The organism is Amnibacterium sp., from assembly GCF_025463795.1.
GTDB lineage: Bacteria > Actinomycetota > Actinomycetes > Actinomycetales > Microbacteriaceae > Amnibacterium.
Genome location: NZ_JAODBE010000181.1, coordinates 1 through 15,436 on the forward strand (window position 1 = coordinate 1; position 15,436 = coordinate 15,436).

Annotated in this window: 12 protein-coding genes; 6 read left to right on the top strand and 6 right to left on the bottom strand. The window is 74.1% G+C overall.

Features of this window, described 5'->3' with window-relative positions; translation table 11 throughout:
• Window positions 1-1,600: thioredoxin domain-containing protein (locus JWQ92_RS15365; protein WP_297345338.1), on the top strand; the 1,600-nt coding region annotated here is incomplete at its 5' end.
• A 249-nt stretch (window positions 1,601-1,849) separates the two neighbouring features.
• Here the strand turns inward: JWQ92_RS15365 and JWQ92_RS15370 are convergent.
• The 3 genes from JWQ92_RS15370 to JWQ92_RS15380 are packed head-to-tail and all read right to left on the bottom strand — an operon-like array spanning window position 1,850 to window position 5,497.
• Window positions 1,850-2,632 carry a CPBP family intramembrane glutamic endopeptidase gene (locus JWQ92_RS15370; RefSeq protein WP_297345339.1) on the bottom strand — a complete coding sequence of 261 codons (783 nt, stop codon included), beginning with the start codon at window positions 2,630-2,632 and terminating at the stop codon, window positions 1,850-1,852.
• A 46-nt stretch (window positions 2,633-2,678) separates the two neighbouring features.
• Window positions 2,679-3,431, bottom strand: a complete 753-nt coding sequence (locus tag JWQ92_RS15375; protein ID WP_297345340.1) for a PspA/IM30 family protein — start codon at window positions 3,429-3,431, stop codon at window positions 2,679-2,681.
• 38 nt (window positions 3,432-3,469) lie between these two features.
• Window positions 3,470-5,497 (bottom strand): YgcG family protein, encoded by a 2,028-nt coding sequence (locus tag JWQ92_RS15380; protein ID WP_297345341.1) that lies wholly within the window; start codon window positions 5,495-5,497, stop codon window positions 3,470-3,472.
• Between the two features lie 155 nt (window positions 5,498-5,652).
• Here JWQ92_RS15380 and JWQ92_RS15385 point away from each other — a divergent pair, with 155 nt between their 5' ends.
• Together JWQ92_RS15385 and JWQ92_RS15390 are read left to right on the top strand one after the other, a co-directional pair.
• A complete protein-coding gene (locus JWQ92_RS15385) occupies window positions 5,653-7,041 on the top strand; it encodes a GH1 family beta-glucosidase (protein WP_297345342.1) in 1,389 nt (462 codons plus the stop codon).
• Window positions 7,042-7,319: 278 nt separating this feature from the next.
• On the top strand, window positions 7,320-8,249 hold the full coding sequence (locus JWQ92_RS15390; protein ID WP_297345343.1) for a ferritin-like domain-containing protein: 930 nt from the start codon (window positions 7,320-7,322) through the stop codon (window positions 8,247-8,249).
• A gap of 91 nt (window positions 8,250-8,340) precedes the next feature.
• On the opposite strand, the gene JWQ92_RS15395 is transcribed toward JWQ92_RS15390, so the two are convergent.
• A complete protein-coding gene (locus tag JWQ92_RS15395; protein WP_297345344.1) occupies window positions 8,341-8,745 on the bottom strand; it encodes an NUDIX domain-containing protein in 405 nt (134 codons plus the stop codon).
• A gap of 167 nt (window positions 8,746-8,912) precedes the next feature.
• Here JWQ92_RS15395 and JWQ92_RS15400 point away from each other — a divergent pair, with 167 nt between their 5' ends.
• Window positions 8,913-10,109 (top strand): MFS transporter, encoded by a 1,197-nt coding sequence (locus tag JWQ92_RS15400; protein WP_297345345.1) that lies wholly within the window; start codon window positions 8,913-8,915, stop codon window positions 10,107-10,109.
• A gap of 3 nt (window positions 10,110-10,112) precedes the next feature.
• On the opposite strand, the gene JWQ92_RS15405 is transcribed toward JWQ92_RS15400, so the two are convergent.
• Window positions 10,113-11,489 carry a protein kinase gene (locus tag JWQ92_RS15405; protein ID WP_297345346.1) on the bottom strand — a complete coding sequence of 459 codons (1,377 nt, stop codon included), beginning with the start codon at window positions 11,487-11,489 and terminating at the stop codon, window positions 10,113-10,115.
• Window positions 11,490-11,711: 222 nt separating this feature from the next.
• Here JWQ92_RS15405 and JWQ92_RS15410 point away from each other — a divergent pair, with 222 nt between their 5' ends.
• Both JWQ92_RS15410 and JWQ92_RS15415 read left to right on the top strand, forming a co-directional pair.
• Window positions 11,712-12,227 carry a MarR family winged helix-turn-helix transcriptional regulator gene (locus JWQ92_RS15410; RefSeq protein ID WP_297345347.1) on the top strand — a complete coding sequence of 172 codons (516 nt, stop codon included), beginning with the start codon at window positions 11,712-11,714 and terminating at the stop codon, window positions 12,225-12,227.
• 12 nt (window positions 12,228-12,239) lie between these two features.
• On the top strand, window positions 12,240-13,241 hold the full coding sequence (locus JWQ92_RS15415; RefSeq protein ID WP_297345348.1) for a DUF389 domain-containing protein: 1,002 nt from the start codon (window positions 12,240-12,242) through the stop codon (window positions 13,239-13,241).
• Here JWQ92_RS15415 and malQ read toward each other — a convergent pair.
• Entirely contained in the window at window positions 13,198-15,300 is a 2,103-nt protein-coding gene (gene malQ, locus JWQ92_RS15420) for a 4-alpha-glucanotransferase (protein WP_297345349.1), read from the bottom strand. The genes JWQ92_RS15415 and malQ overlap by 44 nt on opposite strands.
• Window positions 15,301-15,436: the final 136 nt, after the last annotated feature.

Consider the following 15,436-nt stretch of genomic DNA (forward strand, 5'->3'; position numbering starts at 1 on the left):
CGACCCGGTCGAGGGCGGCTTCTTCCGCTACGCCACCCGGCGCGACTGGAGCGAGCCCCACTACGAGCGGATGCTCACCGACAACGCGCTCCTCCTGCCCGCCTATGCGGCCATCGGCGACCGCGCCACGGCCGCCGGCATCGTGGCGTTCCTCGAGCACGTGCTGCGGCGGCCGTCGGGCGCCTTCCGATCGGCACAGGACTCCGAGAGCGTGCTCGACGGGCGGCGGAACGAGGGCGGCTACTACCGGCTCGACGCGACGGCCCCCGCGCGCTCGGCGCTCGCGCCGGGCGACTTCGCCGGGGCGGCCGCCGAGCTCGCCGGCTATGAGGACCGCACCTACGGCGGCTTCGGCGGCGCGCCGAAGTTCCCCGTCGCCCCGGTGCTCACCACGGCGCTCGCGCTCGGCCGGTCCCCGCTCCTCCCGGACGGCGACCGGTCGCGGATCCGCGGCGTCGCGGAGCGGGCGCTCGTCGCGATGCGCGACGGGGGCCTGCGCGACCCGGTCGAAGGCGGCTTCTTCCGCTACGCCACGCGGCGCGACTGGAGCGAACCCCACTACGAGCGGATGCTCACCGACAACGCGCTCCTCCTGCCCGCCTACGCGGCCGTCGGCGACCGCGCCACCGCGGCCGGCATCGTGGCGTTCCTCGAGCACGTGCTGCGGCGGCCGTCGGGGGCGTTCGGATCCGCGCAGGACTCCGAGAGCGTGCTCGACGGGCGCCGGAACGAGGGCGGCTACTACCGGCTCGACGCCACGGCACGCGCGGGCGTCGAGCCGCCGGCGGTCGACGGCAAGGTGCTCACCGGCTGGAACGGGCTCGCCGTCGGCGGACTCGCGGAGGCCGCGGCGCGCTTCGGGGAACCGGGGTGGCTGCGGCTCGCGGAGGACGCGGCCGACGCCGTGCTCGCCCTGCATCGCAGCCGGGGCGTGCTGCTGCGGGCCTCGCTCGACGACCGGCCGTCGGCCGCCGTCGCCACGCTCGAGGACTGGGGCGGTCTCGCGGACGGGCTGCTGAGCCTGGCGCTCGCGACCGGCAGGCCCGACTGCGCCGTGGTGGCGCGCGAGCTCGTCGACGCGTGCCTCACCGACGGCGGGTTCGTCGTCCCCGGCGGCGGCGATCCCGTGCTGTCGGCGCAGGGCGTGCGGGCGGACGCGGATCAGGGCGAAGGCGCCTATCCCTCCGGCACCACGCTGATGGCCCGCGCGGCATGGCGCCTGCATCTGCTCACCGGGGAGGAGCGCTACCGGACCGCCGCCGCGGACGCCGTCGGCCCGCTCGCCGCCCAGGCCGCCGCCCGTCCGATCGGCTTCGGCGGCCTGCTCGGGCTCGCGCTCGCGATGGCGGAGCCCGTGCGGCAGACCGTCGTCGTCACGGACGAGCCCGCCGGGCCGCTCGCCGCGGCGGCCCGCGAGCTGCCGTCGTCGGTGACCGCGATCGTGTCGCTCGCCGCGGCGGCCGTCTTCGCCGACGCCGGGTTCGAGCTCTTCGCCGAGCGGGGCCTCGTCGGCGGCGCTCCCGCCGCCTACCTCTGCGAGGACTTCGTCTGCCGGCTCCCGGTCACGGATCCCGCCGCCCTCGCCGGAGCACCCCGATGAGGCGGCGAGCGCTCCGCGGAGCGCCTGGCGGGCGGTTTCGGGCCCAGCGGGGCGTCATCGGACGCCCGCCGTGCCCGAAGCGGCCCGCGCGGGCGGCGCCCGCTCAGGCGAGGCCCGCGGCGCGCAGCGTCCGGACGACCCAGAACGCCACGACGACCACGAGGACTCGGAGCCAGAGCTTGGGCGGCTTCACCCTTCGACCGTAGCGCCTGCCCTCCGAGCGCCCCCTCGATGCGCAGGGTCCGGGAGTCAGCCGCTGAGGGACAACGCCGCCGCGAGCGCCAGCGCGTTCACGAGGGCGTGCGTGACGATGCCGGGACCGAGGCGCCCGGTCCTCGTCGCCAGCCAGGCGACCACCAGCCCGATCGGGAAGATGCCGAGCACGAGCGCGACCCCGGTCACGAGGTCCGGCGCCTCGTGCAGGTGCAGCGCGGTGAACACCGCTGCGGACAGCAGCACGCTGACGTCGACGGCGAGGTGCCTTCGCCCCTCCGACGGCTCGGGCGTGCGTCGCACGATCGCGGCCCGGATGGCGCGCATCAGCATGCCGCGGGTGACGAGCTCCTCGACGGCCGGCGCGATCAGCACCGCGACGACCCCGAGCACGACGTTCCCCGCCGTCGAGCCGGCGAGGTGCACGTTCGTCGTCGGGCGCGCCGGTGTCGCCTGTGCGAGCACGACGCCGGAGATCACCCGCACGATCTCGACACCGATGGCGGCGAGCACCCCGATCCCGAGGTCGACGGGTCGGATGGCCAGCCCGTAGTCGCGGCGCAGCGAGCCGAGCCCGAGGCGTCGCGACACGACGACGGCGTAGACGACGGCGAGCGCGTAGGCGGCGAGGCCGATCGCCAGGCCTCCCGTGGCGGACAGGTGCACGCCGAGGGCCGCGAGCCACACCGGGACGAGCGGCTCGAGCGCGAAGAACACGACGACCGCGACGGCGGCACCGAGGCCCCACCTGAGCTCCGGCGGCGGCCGCCACAGCAGCGACCGGTAGTCGCCCGGATCCGTGGCGGTGCGGAGCGTCATCGGCCGGCCCGGCGGGTGCCGGGCCGGCGTCGGATGCTCAGGAGGGCTACTCGCTGATCGCGCGCCGCGGCGTCGCGGTCAGCTCCGTGGTGCCCGTCTTCAGGGCCGCGAGCCGCGCCTCGATCTCGGTCTGCGTGCCGAGGTCCTCGAGGCTCTCGAACTGCGTGTCGAGGCTCGAGGCGGCGAGCTCCTGCTGGCCCATCACCTTGGCCTCCTCGCGGCGCACCTTCGCCTCGAAGCGGCCGAGGTCGCTCGTCGGGTCGAGCACGTCGATGCTGCGCATCGCGTCGTGCACCTGCGACTGCGCGGCAGCCGACTTCGACCGGGCGATCAGCTCGTCGCGCTTCGACGTGAGCTCGCCCAGCTTCTGCCGCATGCCGTCGAGGCCGACCTTGAGCTTCTCGACGACCTCGTTCTGCGAGGCGATCGTCGGCTCGGCGGTGCGCGCCTCCTTCTCCGACTGCATCTGCTTGCCGATGGCCACCTTCGCGAGGTTGTCGAACTTGTCGGCGTCCGAGGCCTTGCCCGCGGTGCGGAACTCGTCGGCCTTCGCGCTCGCCGCGAGCGCCTTGCGGCCCCAGTCGGAGGCCGCCGTGACGTCCTCCTCGTGGTCCTGCTCCAGCAGGCGGAGGTTGCCGATCGTGACCGCGACGGCGTCCTCGGCCTCCGCGATGCTGTTCGAGTAGTCGCGGACCAGCTGGTCCAGCATCAGCTGCGGGTCCTCCGCCTGGTCGATCAGCGAGTTCACGTTCGCCCGCATGAGCTGCGAGATCCGTCCCAAGATCGATTGCTTCACCATCGCCTGATTCCTCCTGAAGTCATGGTCGAGTCTGCCTGTCAGAATCCGCCGCCGCCACCGGAGTCGCCGCCACCGAAGCCGCCGCCTCCGCCGTCGAAGCCGCCGCCGCCGCCGATGTCGCCCCCCCAGCCGCCGCCGCCCCAGCCGCCGCCACCCCAGCGATCACCGCCGAGCGCACCCCCCAGCACGCCGCCGAGCAGCGCCCCGGTGAGGAAGCCGCCCCCTCCGCCGCCACCGAAGCCGCCTCCGCCGAACGGGCCGCCGCGGAAGTCGTCGACGTCCTGCTGGGCGAGCTCGTACGCCTCGTTGGCGAGGGACTGGGCTCGCAGCGCGGCCGCCAGGGCCGACACCGGGTCGTCGTGCTGCCCGGCCGTCGCGGCGTCCAGCTGCCGCTGCGCCTCGACGATGCGCGTCCGCGCATCGGTGCCGACACCGCCGCGGCGGGTGTCGATGTAGCGGCGGGTCGCCTCCACGGACCGCTCCGCGCCGTCGAGGACGCGGGGGAGCGCCTGCACGGCGCGGCGCTCGCGGTCGGTGCGGTCCTGCACCCGGTCGAGCACGGTGTTGAGGTCGGCGTTCGCCTGCTCGAGCGCCGGCAGCGCGGCGTTCGGCGCCTGCCCGCCCGCCGCGTCGACGGCCGAGTCGGCCTTGCGGATGGCCGCGTCGAGCGCCGCGCGGTCGTCGCCGGCCCGGGGCAGCAGCCGCCTGGCCTGGTCGGCGTCGCTGCGGGTGTCGGCGACGGTCGCGTCGAGCCGGCGCTTCGCCGCCTCGAACTCACCGGGAGCGGCCGTGATGCCCGCGAGGAGCGTGCCCGCCTGACCGAGCGCCTGCTGGGCCCCGCGCAGGGCGACGGCGCCCTCACCCGCCTTGCCGGCGGCGGCCGCGCCCGCCCGCATGAGGGCCTGCTGCGCGAACCCGAGCAGCGAGCGGGCCTGCGCGAGATCGTCGGCGCTGCCGCGCGTGGCCTCGTCGCCGTAGCGGGAGCGGAGGGAGCCGAGCGCGCTCTCCGCCGCATCGGCCTGGGCCGCGATCCGGGCCCGGTCCGCGTCGGCGGCCCGCACGCCGTCGGGCAGCTGCGCCTCGAGCTTGCGGAGCGCGTCGAACGACTCCTTCTGCGCGTCGAGCTCGGCGTCCGCCTCCTTCGCGAGCTGGATGATCCGCTGGGTCATGGTGCGGCGCTGGTCCGGGGTCTCCGGGATCTCGTCGTCGAGCTGCTGCCGGATCCCGAACGCCTCCTTCGCCTTCGCCCGGGCGTGGTCGAGCGCGACGCGGAAGGGCTGCGCCGCGTCCTCGCCGAACTCCGCCTCGGCGAAGCCGAGCTCCTGGTCGCTCGTCGTGACCTCGTCGTCGAGCGCGATGAGCGCCTTCGCCGCCTCGGCGTCGAGCGCCTTCTGGTCGACGGGCGGGGCCATGGGCGGACCGACGGGGGAGGGTCCGGAACCCGCCGTGACCGCGGCCCGCCGGCGCCGCAGCACCCGGACGACCACGATCACGACGATCACGAGGACGGCGAGCAGGAACAGGGTCAGGAACACGGAGCCTCCGCTCGATCCGTTCGACGTGGCCGCCGACGAGCCCCCGGACGACCCGGAGCCCAGCCGGTCGTCCAGCGCCTTCGCGAACGACACGGTCGCGTCCGCCCACTGCGACTTGGCCAGGCCCGGGCGCAGGTCCGAGGTCACGAGGTCCTGCACGTCCGACTTCGCGAGCGGGTAGTCGGTCGACCGGGCGAACCCGTACTGCCGCGCCTGCACCGCGATCGCGACGAGCAGGTCCCCCGTGCCGAGGCCGCTCTGCTTCGCCGACGCGATCGCCCAGTCCTGGTCGTTCGCGGGGTCGCTGAACGTGTCGACGAACACCACGGTCAGGCGCGTGCTCGTGTCGCCGGCGACCCGGTCGACCGCGGCCCGTGCCCGCGCCTCGTCCGACGGCGACAGGGCGTTCGCCTGGTCGACGACCGACGAGCCGCCGGTGTCGACGGGCGACGTGGCGGACGCGGCGGTCGCACCGCCGATCGCGAAGAGGACGCCGAGCACGAGGCCCGCCGTGATCCGGCGCAGACGCATCGCGCATCCCTCCTCGTGGAACGAGCATGCATCGTATCGACGTGGGCCGACCCGCGCGCGTGCGATCCCGATGGATCCCCTGTGGGCCGGGAATCGCCCCGGCCCGCTGCGGAATACTGGAGGGCAGCACCGCAGAGACGGAAGTGGGAGGACGCATGAGGTTCCCGGAGTCGTTCGTGTTCGGATCGGCCACGGCGTCGTACCAGATCGAGGGGGCGGCCGACGAGGACGGCCGGCGCCCGAGCATCTGGGACACGTTCAGCCGCACGCCGGGCAAGGTCGTGAACGGCGACACGGGAGACGTGGCCGATGACCACTACCACCGCCTCGATGCCGACCTCGACCTCATGGCCGACCTCGGGCTGCAGGCCTATCGGTTCTCGGTCGCATGGCCGCGGATCGTCCCGGAGGGACGTGGCGCCACGAACCGCGCGGGCCTCGACTTCTACTCGCGGCTGGTCGACGGGCTGCTCGCCCGCGGCATCGCCCCGGTCGCGACGCTGTACCACTGGGACCTGCCGCAGCCGCTCGAGGACGCGGGCGGCTGGACCGTGCGCAGCACCTCGGAGGCGTTCGCCGACTACGCCCGGGTGGTCGGGGAGGCGCTCGGCGACCGGGTGCAGACCTGGACGACCCTCAACGAGCCGTGGTGCTCCGCCTACCTCGGCTACGCGTCGGGCGTCCACGCACCCGGCCGCACCGACCGGCTCGCGAGCCTGCAGGCCGTGCACCATCTCAACCTCGCGCACGGCCTCGCCCTCACCGCGCTCCGGAACGTCGTCCGTAACGACCCCCAGTACTCGGTGACGCTGAACCTGCACGTGTTCCGGCCGGAGGGCCCGACCGGTGAGGCGGCGCAGCGCCGCGTCGCGGCCCTCGGCAACGCCGCGTTCCTCGGACCCATGCTCGAGGGCGAGCTGCCCTCCGACCTGCTCGAGGTCACGAAGGAGATCACCGACTGGTCGTTCGTCGCCGACGGCGACCTCGAGGCGATCCACCAGCCCATCGACGTGCTCGGCGTGAACTACTACTCGACGAGCCGTGTGCGGCTCTGGGACGGATCCGCGCCCAAGCAGCAGGCCGACGGCCACAACCCCTCCGCGGCGACCCCGTGGCCGGGCGCCGAGGACGTCGAGTTCCTGCCCCAGCCCGGTCCGTACACGGACATGGGCTGGAACATCGAGCCGCAGGGCCTCGCGGACCTGCTCACCGCGCTGCACGAGCGCTACCCCGGCCTGCCGCTGATGGTGACGGAGAACGGCGCCGCCTTCCCCGACACGGTCGAGGACGGTGCGGTGCACGACGCCGATCGGATCGACTACGTCCGCCGGCACCTGCAGGCGGTGCTCGACGTGATCGACGCGGGGGTCGACGTGCGGGGCTACTACGTCTGGTCGCTGATGGACAACTTCGAGTGGGCGTGGGGCTACACGAAGCGGTTCGGCATCGTGCGGGTCGAGTACGACACCCAGGAGCGGATCCTCAAGGACAGCGCGCAGTGGTACAAGCGGCTGATCGCCGAACGGGCTCTGCCCGAAGCCTGATCACCGAAACGGAACGGGCGGATCCCGTCCAGGGGTCCGCTCTCCCGTGTGAACGGGCCGAATTCGGAGCCCCTCTCGAATTCGCGCAGAACAAGGGCTGACGGAGATTCGGGAACCCGTCCCGAATCGATCGCCTTTGTGGGCGTTCTGCCAGGTTCGGCTACTTGCCGTGCACCATCCCGCTCCTATCTTGCGGATCGTCCACGACGGACCGCGACCCGCGGCCGCCGGGGCGGTGCGACATCCCGTCGCAAACCCGATGACAGGAGAACCCCCGAATGTACGAGAAGCGATTCCTCGCGGATGCGATCGAACGCAGTGCGGAGACGGCGGTCGACCGCCGCAGGCTCCTCACCCTCACCGGCCTCGCCGGCGCCGGCGCCGCAGCGGCCGCGTTCCTCCCCGCGGCAGCAGCCTCCGCGGACACGGGGGGTGTCAGCGACGGTGCCGTCCTGAACTTCGCGCTCAACCTCGAGTACCTCGAGGCGGAGTTCTACCTCCGCGCCGCATACGGCGAGGGCCTCTCGGACAGCATGACCTCGGGGAAGGGCGACCGCGGGCACGTCTCCGGTGGCCACACGGTGCCGTTCCGCTCCAAGCTCGTCAAGAACTACGCGCACGAGATCGCGAAGGACGAGAAGCAGCACGTGGAGTTCCTCCGCGCGGCGCTCGGCAGCGCCAAGGTGGCCCGCCCGTCGATCTCCCTCGACGCCGCGTTCACCGCGGCCGCGGTCGCGGCCGGCGTCATCAAGAAGGGCCAGAAGTTCGACGCGTTCGCGAACGACACGACCTTCCTGCTCGCAGCGTTCATCTTCGAGGACGTCGGCGTGACCGCGTACAAAGGCGCGGCCCCGCTGATCACGAACAAGACCTACCTGGGGGCGGCCGCCGGCATCCTCGCGGTCGAGGCCTACCACGCAGGGCTCATCCGCGGTGCGCTCTACGAGCAGGGCTTCCAGACCCCGAGCGTCTTCGACACCGTGCAGAAGATCTCGAACGCGCGCGACAGCCTCGACGGCAGGGGCGACGACGACCAGGGGATCGGCAGCCGCAGCTACTCGAACATCGTGCCCACGGACGGCAACAGCATCGCCTTCGGTCGCACGACCGGCCAGGTGCTGAACATCGTCTACCTCAACCCCGGCAGGGTGTCGAAGGGCGGGTTCTTCCCCAACGGCGTGAACGGCGCGATCCGCACCAGCGCCTGACCCGTCCGGGCCGGATGCGGCCCCGTCGTCCTCCCGGGGTCCCCGGCGGCGGCGGGGCCGCTGCCCTGTGCGGGGCCCGCAGACGGGTTCGTCAGCAGAAGGGGAGCAGCTCGCGCGCGAGGGGGGCCAGCCGCTCGCCCAGCGCGTCGGCCTCCTCGACCGTGCACCAGCGGGCCTCGGTGATCTCAGCGGCCGCGGCGACCGGATCCGCCACCTCGAGCCGGTAGACGTGCGCGACGAGCAGGTGCCCCGGCTCGTTCGCGGCGTCCGTCTCGAAACGGCCGAGGTCGTCGAACGCTCCGGGCTCGATCGTCAGCCGCAGCTCCTCGGCCAGCTCCCTGGCGAGCGCTTCGCGGAGCGTCTCGCCGGCCTCCGGCTTGCCGCCGGGTTGCATGAAGCGGTCGGTGCCCCGCTTGCGGACGAGCAGGAGCCGTCCGGTCGCATCGGTCACGAGCGCCGCCACCACGGTGATCACGGGTCGTGGATCCTCGGGCACCGCCGCAGCCTAGGCATCCCTCCGGACCCTCGGGCGGTGCCTGTCCCGCAGATCGGAGGCCGGGCGCTCTCCCGAGGCGGGAACGCCGCCTCGGGGCCCAGCGCGGCCGGCGACGTCTTCGACGCGTGTGCGCGCCGAAGACCATCCGCGCTGGAAGGCTTACCGACATGGAGGGACGACGGGCCGAGCTCACCTACCTGGCGGCTGCGGTCCCGATGCGCTTCGTCTCCGGCGGCGCCGGAGTCGCGCTGGCGCTCGCGGCGGCGATCCAGCTGCACGACGTCGGCCTCGGCGGCGCGCTGATCGCCGTGCTCACCGCACCGAGCGTCGTCGCCGCACCGCTGATCGGCGCGCTGCTCGACGCGACGCGGTCCCCTCGCCGCACGATGCTCGCCGCCTCCGTCGTGCTCGCCGCGGTGCTCGTGCTCTGCGCGTTCCTCGCCGTCGTGCCGCTGCCGGTCGTGTTCGGCGCCCTCGTCGTCGGCGGCGTGGTGATGCCCGTCTTCATGGGCGGCCTGTCCGCGTTCGTCGGCGAGGTGCTGCCGGGCGACGCCGCACGCGGGACAGCGGTGGACGCCCTCGCCTACAACGTCGCCGGCATCGGCGGTCCGGGCCTCGTCTCCGTCGCGACGGTGCTGCTGTCGCCGAGCGGCGCGCTGATCGCGCTCGCCGTGGTCGCGCTCGCCGGGGGTGTCGTGCTGCAGGCGCTGCCGCTCGTGCCCCGGGGCGGCTCGCTCCGTCCTGCCGCCCTCGCCCGCGGCATCGGCGGTGCGACCCGCCACCTGCTCACCCACCATCCGCTCACCCGGTCGACGACCGCGGGCACGATCGTGCAGGTCGGCGGCGGCGCGCTGCCCGTCGTGGCGGTGCTGCTCGCTGTGCAGCGGGGCGCCGCCGAGAGCGGCGGCGGGTGGCTGCTCACCGGCTTCGCGATCGGCGGGGTCGCAGGGGCCCTCGCGATCACGGCTCCCGCGGTGACGTCGTGGCTCGGCCGCCACCCCGCGAGGCGGATCATGGCGGCCGGCTTCACCGCGACCGGTCTGTTCACCCTGCTCGCGGCCGTGGCGCCGACCTTCCCGCTCACCCTCGTCGCGCTCACGCTCGCGGGACTGCCCGACGCACCCGGAGTCGCGGCGATGCTGCGGATCCGGCAGGAGGAGAGCCCGAGCGAGGTGCGGGCGCAGGTGTTCATCGTCGGCGCCGGACTCCGCTCGGCCGCCGCCTCGATCGGGGCCGCGATCGTCGGCCTCGTCACGCACGTCGACCCGGCGATCCTGCTCGTCGTTCTCGCGCTGCCGTGGCTCGCGGCCGCGCCGATCCTCGGCCGTGGTGCGCTGCTGCCGGCGCGGCGGCCGACCGCCTGACGGTCAGTCGCGCCGCAGCACCACCCGGCGTGCGGCGAGCCGCAGCTCCATCTCGTGCAGCACCATCGCGGCGAGGTCCTCGAGGATCGCGACCTCGCAGTCGGTCATCCTGCGCGGCTTGTGGTCCATGATCGTGAGCGATCCGAGGTTGTGCCCGTCGGGGGTGAGCAGCGGCACCCCGGCGTAGAAGCGGAGGTTGCGACTCGCCGCCGACTCCGGGTAGGCGCCGATGCGCGGATCCGAGGCGATGTCCTCGATGACGAGGGTGTGATCGTGCAGGCCGCCGCTCGTCGACAGGCCTCGACGGCGCTCGGTCTCCGACACGTCGACGCCGTAGTGGGACTTGAACCAGATGCGGTCGGCGTCGACGATCGAGACGAGCGAGATGGGTACGTCGAAGATGCGGGCCGCGAGCGAGGTGATGCGGTCGAAGGCGCCGTCCGGGGGCGTGTCCACGAGGTTGTACCGCTGCACCGCCTCCAGCCGTGCCGTCTCGGCGTCGTGCGGCGCCGGCGCGGGTCGGCGCCCGCCGATCTGGTCGACGATCACCTCGCGCAGCGCGATCGCCACCTCCGCGGTCGTCGGGCGGTCGCCGGGGCTGCGCTCGACCATGGACCGCAGCACGGCGGCGAGCGGCGCCGGCACGCCGGAGGGGACCTCGGGCTGCCGGTCGAGCCGGGCGAGCGCCGAGTCGACGACCGAGCCGGGGTAGACCACCCGGCCCGAGACCGCCTCGATGAGCACGAGCCCGAGGCTGTAGACGTCCGTCTCCGGGCCGAGCTCCGCGCCCTCGACCTGCTCCGGGCTGAGGTAGGCGGCGGTGCCGGTGGTGAACTCGCTCGGCAGCACGCCCTGGGCGCGCAGCATGGCGATGCCGAAGTCCGCGAGCTTCGCCCGCATGGGCCGTTCGACGCCGCCGTCGAACAGCAGCACGTTGGCCGGCTTCATGTCGCGGTGCACGATGCCGTGATCGTGCACGTACTCGAGCGCTCCCGCGAGATCGAAGCCGATGTACGCGACCTGGTGCGGATCCAGCGGGCCGCGCCGCAGCCGCTCCCGCAGGTCGAAGTCGCGCACGAGCTCCATCACGAGGAAGACCTGCGGCGAGTCGATGTCGGTGAAGTCGATGCCGGCGTCGAAGAGGGTGACGAGCCCGGGGTGGCTGAGCGCGCCGAGCATGCGCGCCTCGGCCTCCTGCGCGCGGAGGTCCTGCGGATCCGCCGCCCGCGCCGTGAACACCTTCACGGCCACGTCGCGGCCCAGGAGCTGGTCGCGGGCGCGGTAGACGATCGACGCGCCACCCTTGCCGATGACGGGACCGAGCCGGTACCGGCCCTGGAGGACGGGTGGGAGCGCCGCGGTGCGGGCGTCGTCCGTCATGCTGTCCGTCCTCGCGGGCGGTGCTGCCCGTCGTTGCGGGACATCGTCGTCCCATCGCGCACGGATTCCCCCGTACCGGGCCCGAGTGTACCGTGATGACTCGGTTCTGAAGGCAATCGCCTCACCCCTCTTGCGCCGCGTCGCGAGGGCCGCTAGACCGGCCCTGCTTCCTGGACGTCCGCCCGGCCGATGCCTGTACCGTGACGGCCGAGAGGCGGTGCGATGAGCGACGTCGAAGCAGCGGTCGAGCCGCTGGAGCTCGTCGTGGGCGAGCTCGATCCGCAGGCGACCGCGATCGTGACGGCGCTGCGGGCGTTCGACGACGCCGAGCTGCGGATGCGGTCCCGGTTCCGGCGGCTGCTCGGCGTGGGGACCACGGACCTCGCGGCGCTCCGGTTCATCCGGAGCCGCGAGCGACTCGGCAGCCCGGCACGCGGCACGGATCTGCGGCAGCGCCTCGGCGTCTCGTCGGCCACCGCCACGACGATCACGAACCGCCTCACCGTGGCGGGCTTCATCGAGAAGCCCCGCGACCCCGTCGACGGCCGCGCCAGGGTGCTGCGACTCACCCCGGACGCGCGCGCCCGCATCGACCTCGTCGTCGCCGACACGGAGGCGCGGCTCGACGACGTGCTCACCTCGATCACGCCCGAGGAGGCCCGGCGCATCGTCCAGCTCGTCGACGCCGCCACGAAGGTGGTCGAGGACGCCGGACGCCCGGACCCGGGCCGCGGCTGACCCAGCCCTGCCGTGCTCCACCTCGCCGTCGTCGCGCCGAGCGACCGCAGCGCCGCCGTCGTCGACGCGCTGCGCGAGGAACCGGGCGTGACGAACCTCGTCACCGGCGAGGGGTCCGTGCTGAAGCCTCCCGGTGACCGCATCGAGGCGGACGTGGCGCGGGAGGCCGCCGACGCCGTGCTCGACCGCCTGCACGGCCTCTGCATCGAGCACGGCGGCACCGTCACGATCAGCGAGGTCGACGCCGCCTTCGGTGATCCGATCGACGCCGCGGAGCGGGACGCACCCGGTGAGGGCGTCGACGCGGTGGTGTGGCGGGAGGTCGCCCAGCGGACCGCCGCCGACGCGACCCTCTCGTCCACCTTCCTCGTCTTCCTCATGGCCGCGACGCTGATCTCGTCGGTCGGCCTGCTGACCGACAGCTCGGTCCTCGTCGTCGGCGGCATGGTGCTCGGCCCCGAGTTCGGGCCGCTCGCCGCCGTCGCGGTGGCCCTCGTCCAGCGGCGGTGGAGTGCCGCCTGGCGGTCGCTGACCGCCCTGCTGATCGGGTTCCCCCTCGCCGTCGCCGTGACCGCCGGCGCCGTGGTGCTGCTGCGGTTCACGGTGGGCCTGCCGGCCGGCTACATGGCGGGTCACCGGCCGCTCACGTCGTTCGTCGCGCATCCGGACGTCTTCAGCGTCGTCACCGCGCTGATCGCCGGCGCGGCAGGGATGGTGTCGCTCACGTCGTCCAAGTCGGGCGCCCTCGTCGGCGTCTTCATCAGCGTGACGACGATCCCCGCGGCGGCGAACATCGGGACGGCCCTCGTCGCCGACCATCCCGAGGAGGCGGGCGGCGCCGCCATCCAGCTCGGGGTGAATGTGGTCTGCATCCTTCTCGCGGCCGTCGTCACGCTGCTCGTGCAGCGGGTGGCCCTCCGCCGCCGGTCGGCGCGCCGGCCCGAGGACCGGTGGAGCGTGATGGACCGCGTCAGCGCACCGCGGCGGCGAGACGCTCGGCGCGGCTCGAGCTGAGCACGTCCTCGAGCCGGAGCGGGCGGCCGTCCGGACCCGAGAGCGGCACCCGCCAGTTGGGGTACTCGTCCCGGGTGCCGGGCTGGTTCTGGATGCGCCGGTCACCGACGAGGTCGGGCAGCGCGACCGAGATCAGTCGAGCCGGCGTCAGCGTCAGGTAGCGGTGCAGGGCGATCACGGTCGCCTCCTCGTCCGCGCCGTCGGCGAGCAGCCCCCGCCGGCGCAGCTCGTCGAGCCACACCTCCCGCTCCCGGCGGTCGGCCTCGAGCTCCTCGTCGAGCGGCCGCGGCAGCAGACCGAGCGTCGAGCGCAGCCGCACGTGCTCGCCGTCGAGGTAGCCCGCCGTCGGCGGCAGGTCGTGCGTGGTGACCGACGCGAGGCACGCCTCCCGCCAGCGCTCCGCCGGGAGGGGGCCGCCGGATCCGTCCGACTCGAACCACAGGATCGACGTGCCGAAGACGCCCCGGGAGGCGAGGTAGGACCGGGCGTTCGGGTCCACGACGCCGAGGTCCTCCCCGACGACGACCGCCCCCGCCCGCTGTGCCTCGAGCGCGAGGATGCCGACCATCGCCTCATGGTCGTAGTAGACGTAGGCGCCCTCGGAGGCGTCGGTGTTCTCGGGGACCCACCAGAGCCGGAACAGCCCGATCACGTGGTCGATCCGGATGCCGCCCGCGTGCCGCAGCACGGCGCCGAGCAGGTCGCGGAACGGCGCGTAGCCGCTCTCCGCGAGCCGGTCCGGCCGCCACGGCGGCTGCTCCCAGTTCTGGCCGAGCTGGTTGTACGGGTCGGGCGGTGCGCCGACGGCGATGCCGCGGGCGTACGCGTCCTGCAGCCGCCAGGCGTCCGCGCCGCCGGGATGCACGCCGACGGCGAGGTCGTGCATCGTGCCGAGCGCCATCCCCGCATCGACCGCGCGGCCCTGCGCCCGCTCGAGCTGCTCGTCGAGCAGCCACTGCAGCCACTCCGTGAAGGCGATCTCCTCGGTGTGCGCGGCGGCGAACGCCGCCACGTCGGGGCTCCTCGGGTCGCGGTACTCGGGCGGCCAGGTGCGGGCGTCGTTCCCGTGCTCCTCGGCGAGCACGCTCCAGGTGGCGAACTCGGTGAGGGCGTCGCCGCCCCGGAGCCGGAACATCTGCAGGTCGACCTCGCGCTCCGGCGTGCGCGGCACGCGGGCGAGGACCCGGAGGGCCGCGCGCTTGGCGTTCCACGCGGCGTCACGGTCGATGACGTCCGAGTCGTCGAGCCGGGCGTGCACCTGGTCGGCGAGCTGTGCGACGACGCGGCGGTGGGACTCCGACAGGTCCGCGTACTCCGGCACCGCCTCGATCCGGAGGTAGATCGGAGCGAAGAACCGGCGGGAGCTCGGCAGGTACGGCGACGGCTCGAGCGGTGAGACGGGCTCCTGCGCGTGGAGGGGGTTCACGAGCACGAAGTCCGCGCCGAGCCGGCCGCCGGCCCAGACGGCGAGGTCGCCGAGGTCGCCGAGGTCGCCGACGCCCCACGAGCGCGCCGACCGCACGCTGTAGAGCTGGGCGGCGACGCCCCAGCCGCGGCGGCCGAGCCGATCCGGCAGCGGCAGACGTCGCGGCGGGACGATGAGCGGGGCCTCCGCGGTCGTCCCGCCCGACCGGGCGACGAGCACGTGGTAGCCGACGGGCAGGTCGGCGGGCAGGGCGAACGTGGCCTCGCCGACGAGGGCGCCGTCGACGTCGCGCGGGTCGACCCAGTGCGGCACCTGCTCGAGCGCGCGCTCGCCGCCGGTCTCGAGCCGCACGGCGAGCTCCGCCGGGTCCCCGTGCGGCACGTGCATCCACACCCACCGCGCCTCGCCCGCCATGGCGACGACGCAGGGCGGCAGCATGCGGCGCCAGGGCGCCAGCCAGTGGTCGTGGAGCGCCCTGACCGGGTCGCTCGTGTCCACATCCATGGCCCCGAGCACCCGGCGCACGGTCTCGGCCGAGACCTCCACCGTGCGGCCCCGCCAGTCGGTGAACGACGTGGCGACGCCGAGGGCGTGGGCGAGTTCGGCGAGCTCGGGGGACAGGGTCGAGGTCACGCGCCGATCATGGCGCACACGATCGGGCCGCGCCCGAGGATCCTCCGGGGATCGGCGTCAGGGCGTCTGAGCGCCGCGGACGGCGACGTGGACGCTGTAGAGCGACGACGTGGCGGTGAGGAAGAGCCGGTTCTTC

Bases quoted from the DNA above. Each gene is read 5' to 3' on its own strand.
- JWQ92_RS15400 (WP_297345345.1), top strand. From the start codon at position 8,913: ATGGAGGGACGACGGGCCGAGCTCACCTACCTGGCGGCTGCGGTCCCG.
- JWQ92_RS15410 (WP_297345347.1), top strand. From the start codon at position 11,712: ATGAGCGACGTCGAAGCAGCGGTCGAGCCGCTGGAGCTCGTCGTGGGC.
- JWQ92_RS15375 (WP_297345340.1), bottom strand. From the start codon at position 3,431: ATGGTGAAGCAATCGATCTTGGGACGGATCTCGCAGCTCATGCGGGCG.
- JWQ92_RS15380 (WP_297345341.1), bottom strand. From the start codon at position 5,497: ATGCGTCTGCGCCGGATCACGGCGGGCCTCGTGCTCGGCGTCCTCTTC.
- JWQ92_RS15405 (WP_297345346.1), bottom strand. From the start codon at position 11,489: ATGACGGACGACGCCCGCACCGCGGCGCTCCCACCCGTCCTCCAGGGC.
- JWQ92_RS15385 (WP_297345342.1), top strand. From the start codon at position 5,653: ATGAGGTTCCCGGAGTCGTTCGTGTTCGGATCGGCCACGGCGTCGTAC.
- JWQ92_RS15390 (WP_297345343.1), top strand. From the start codon at position 7,320: ATGTACGAGAAGCGATTCCTCGCGGATGCGATCGAACGCAGTGCGGAG.
- JWQ92_RS15370 (WP_297345339.1), bottom strand. From the start codon at position 2,632: ATGACGCTCCGCACCGCCACGGATCCGGGCGACTACCGGTCGCTGCTG.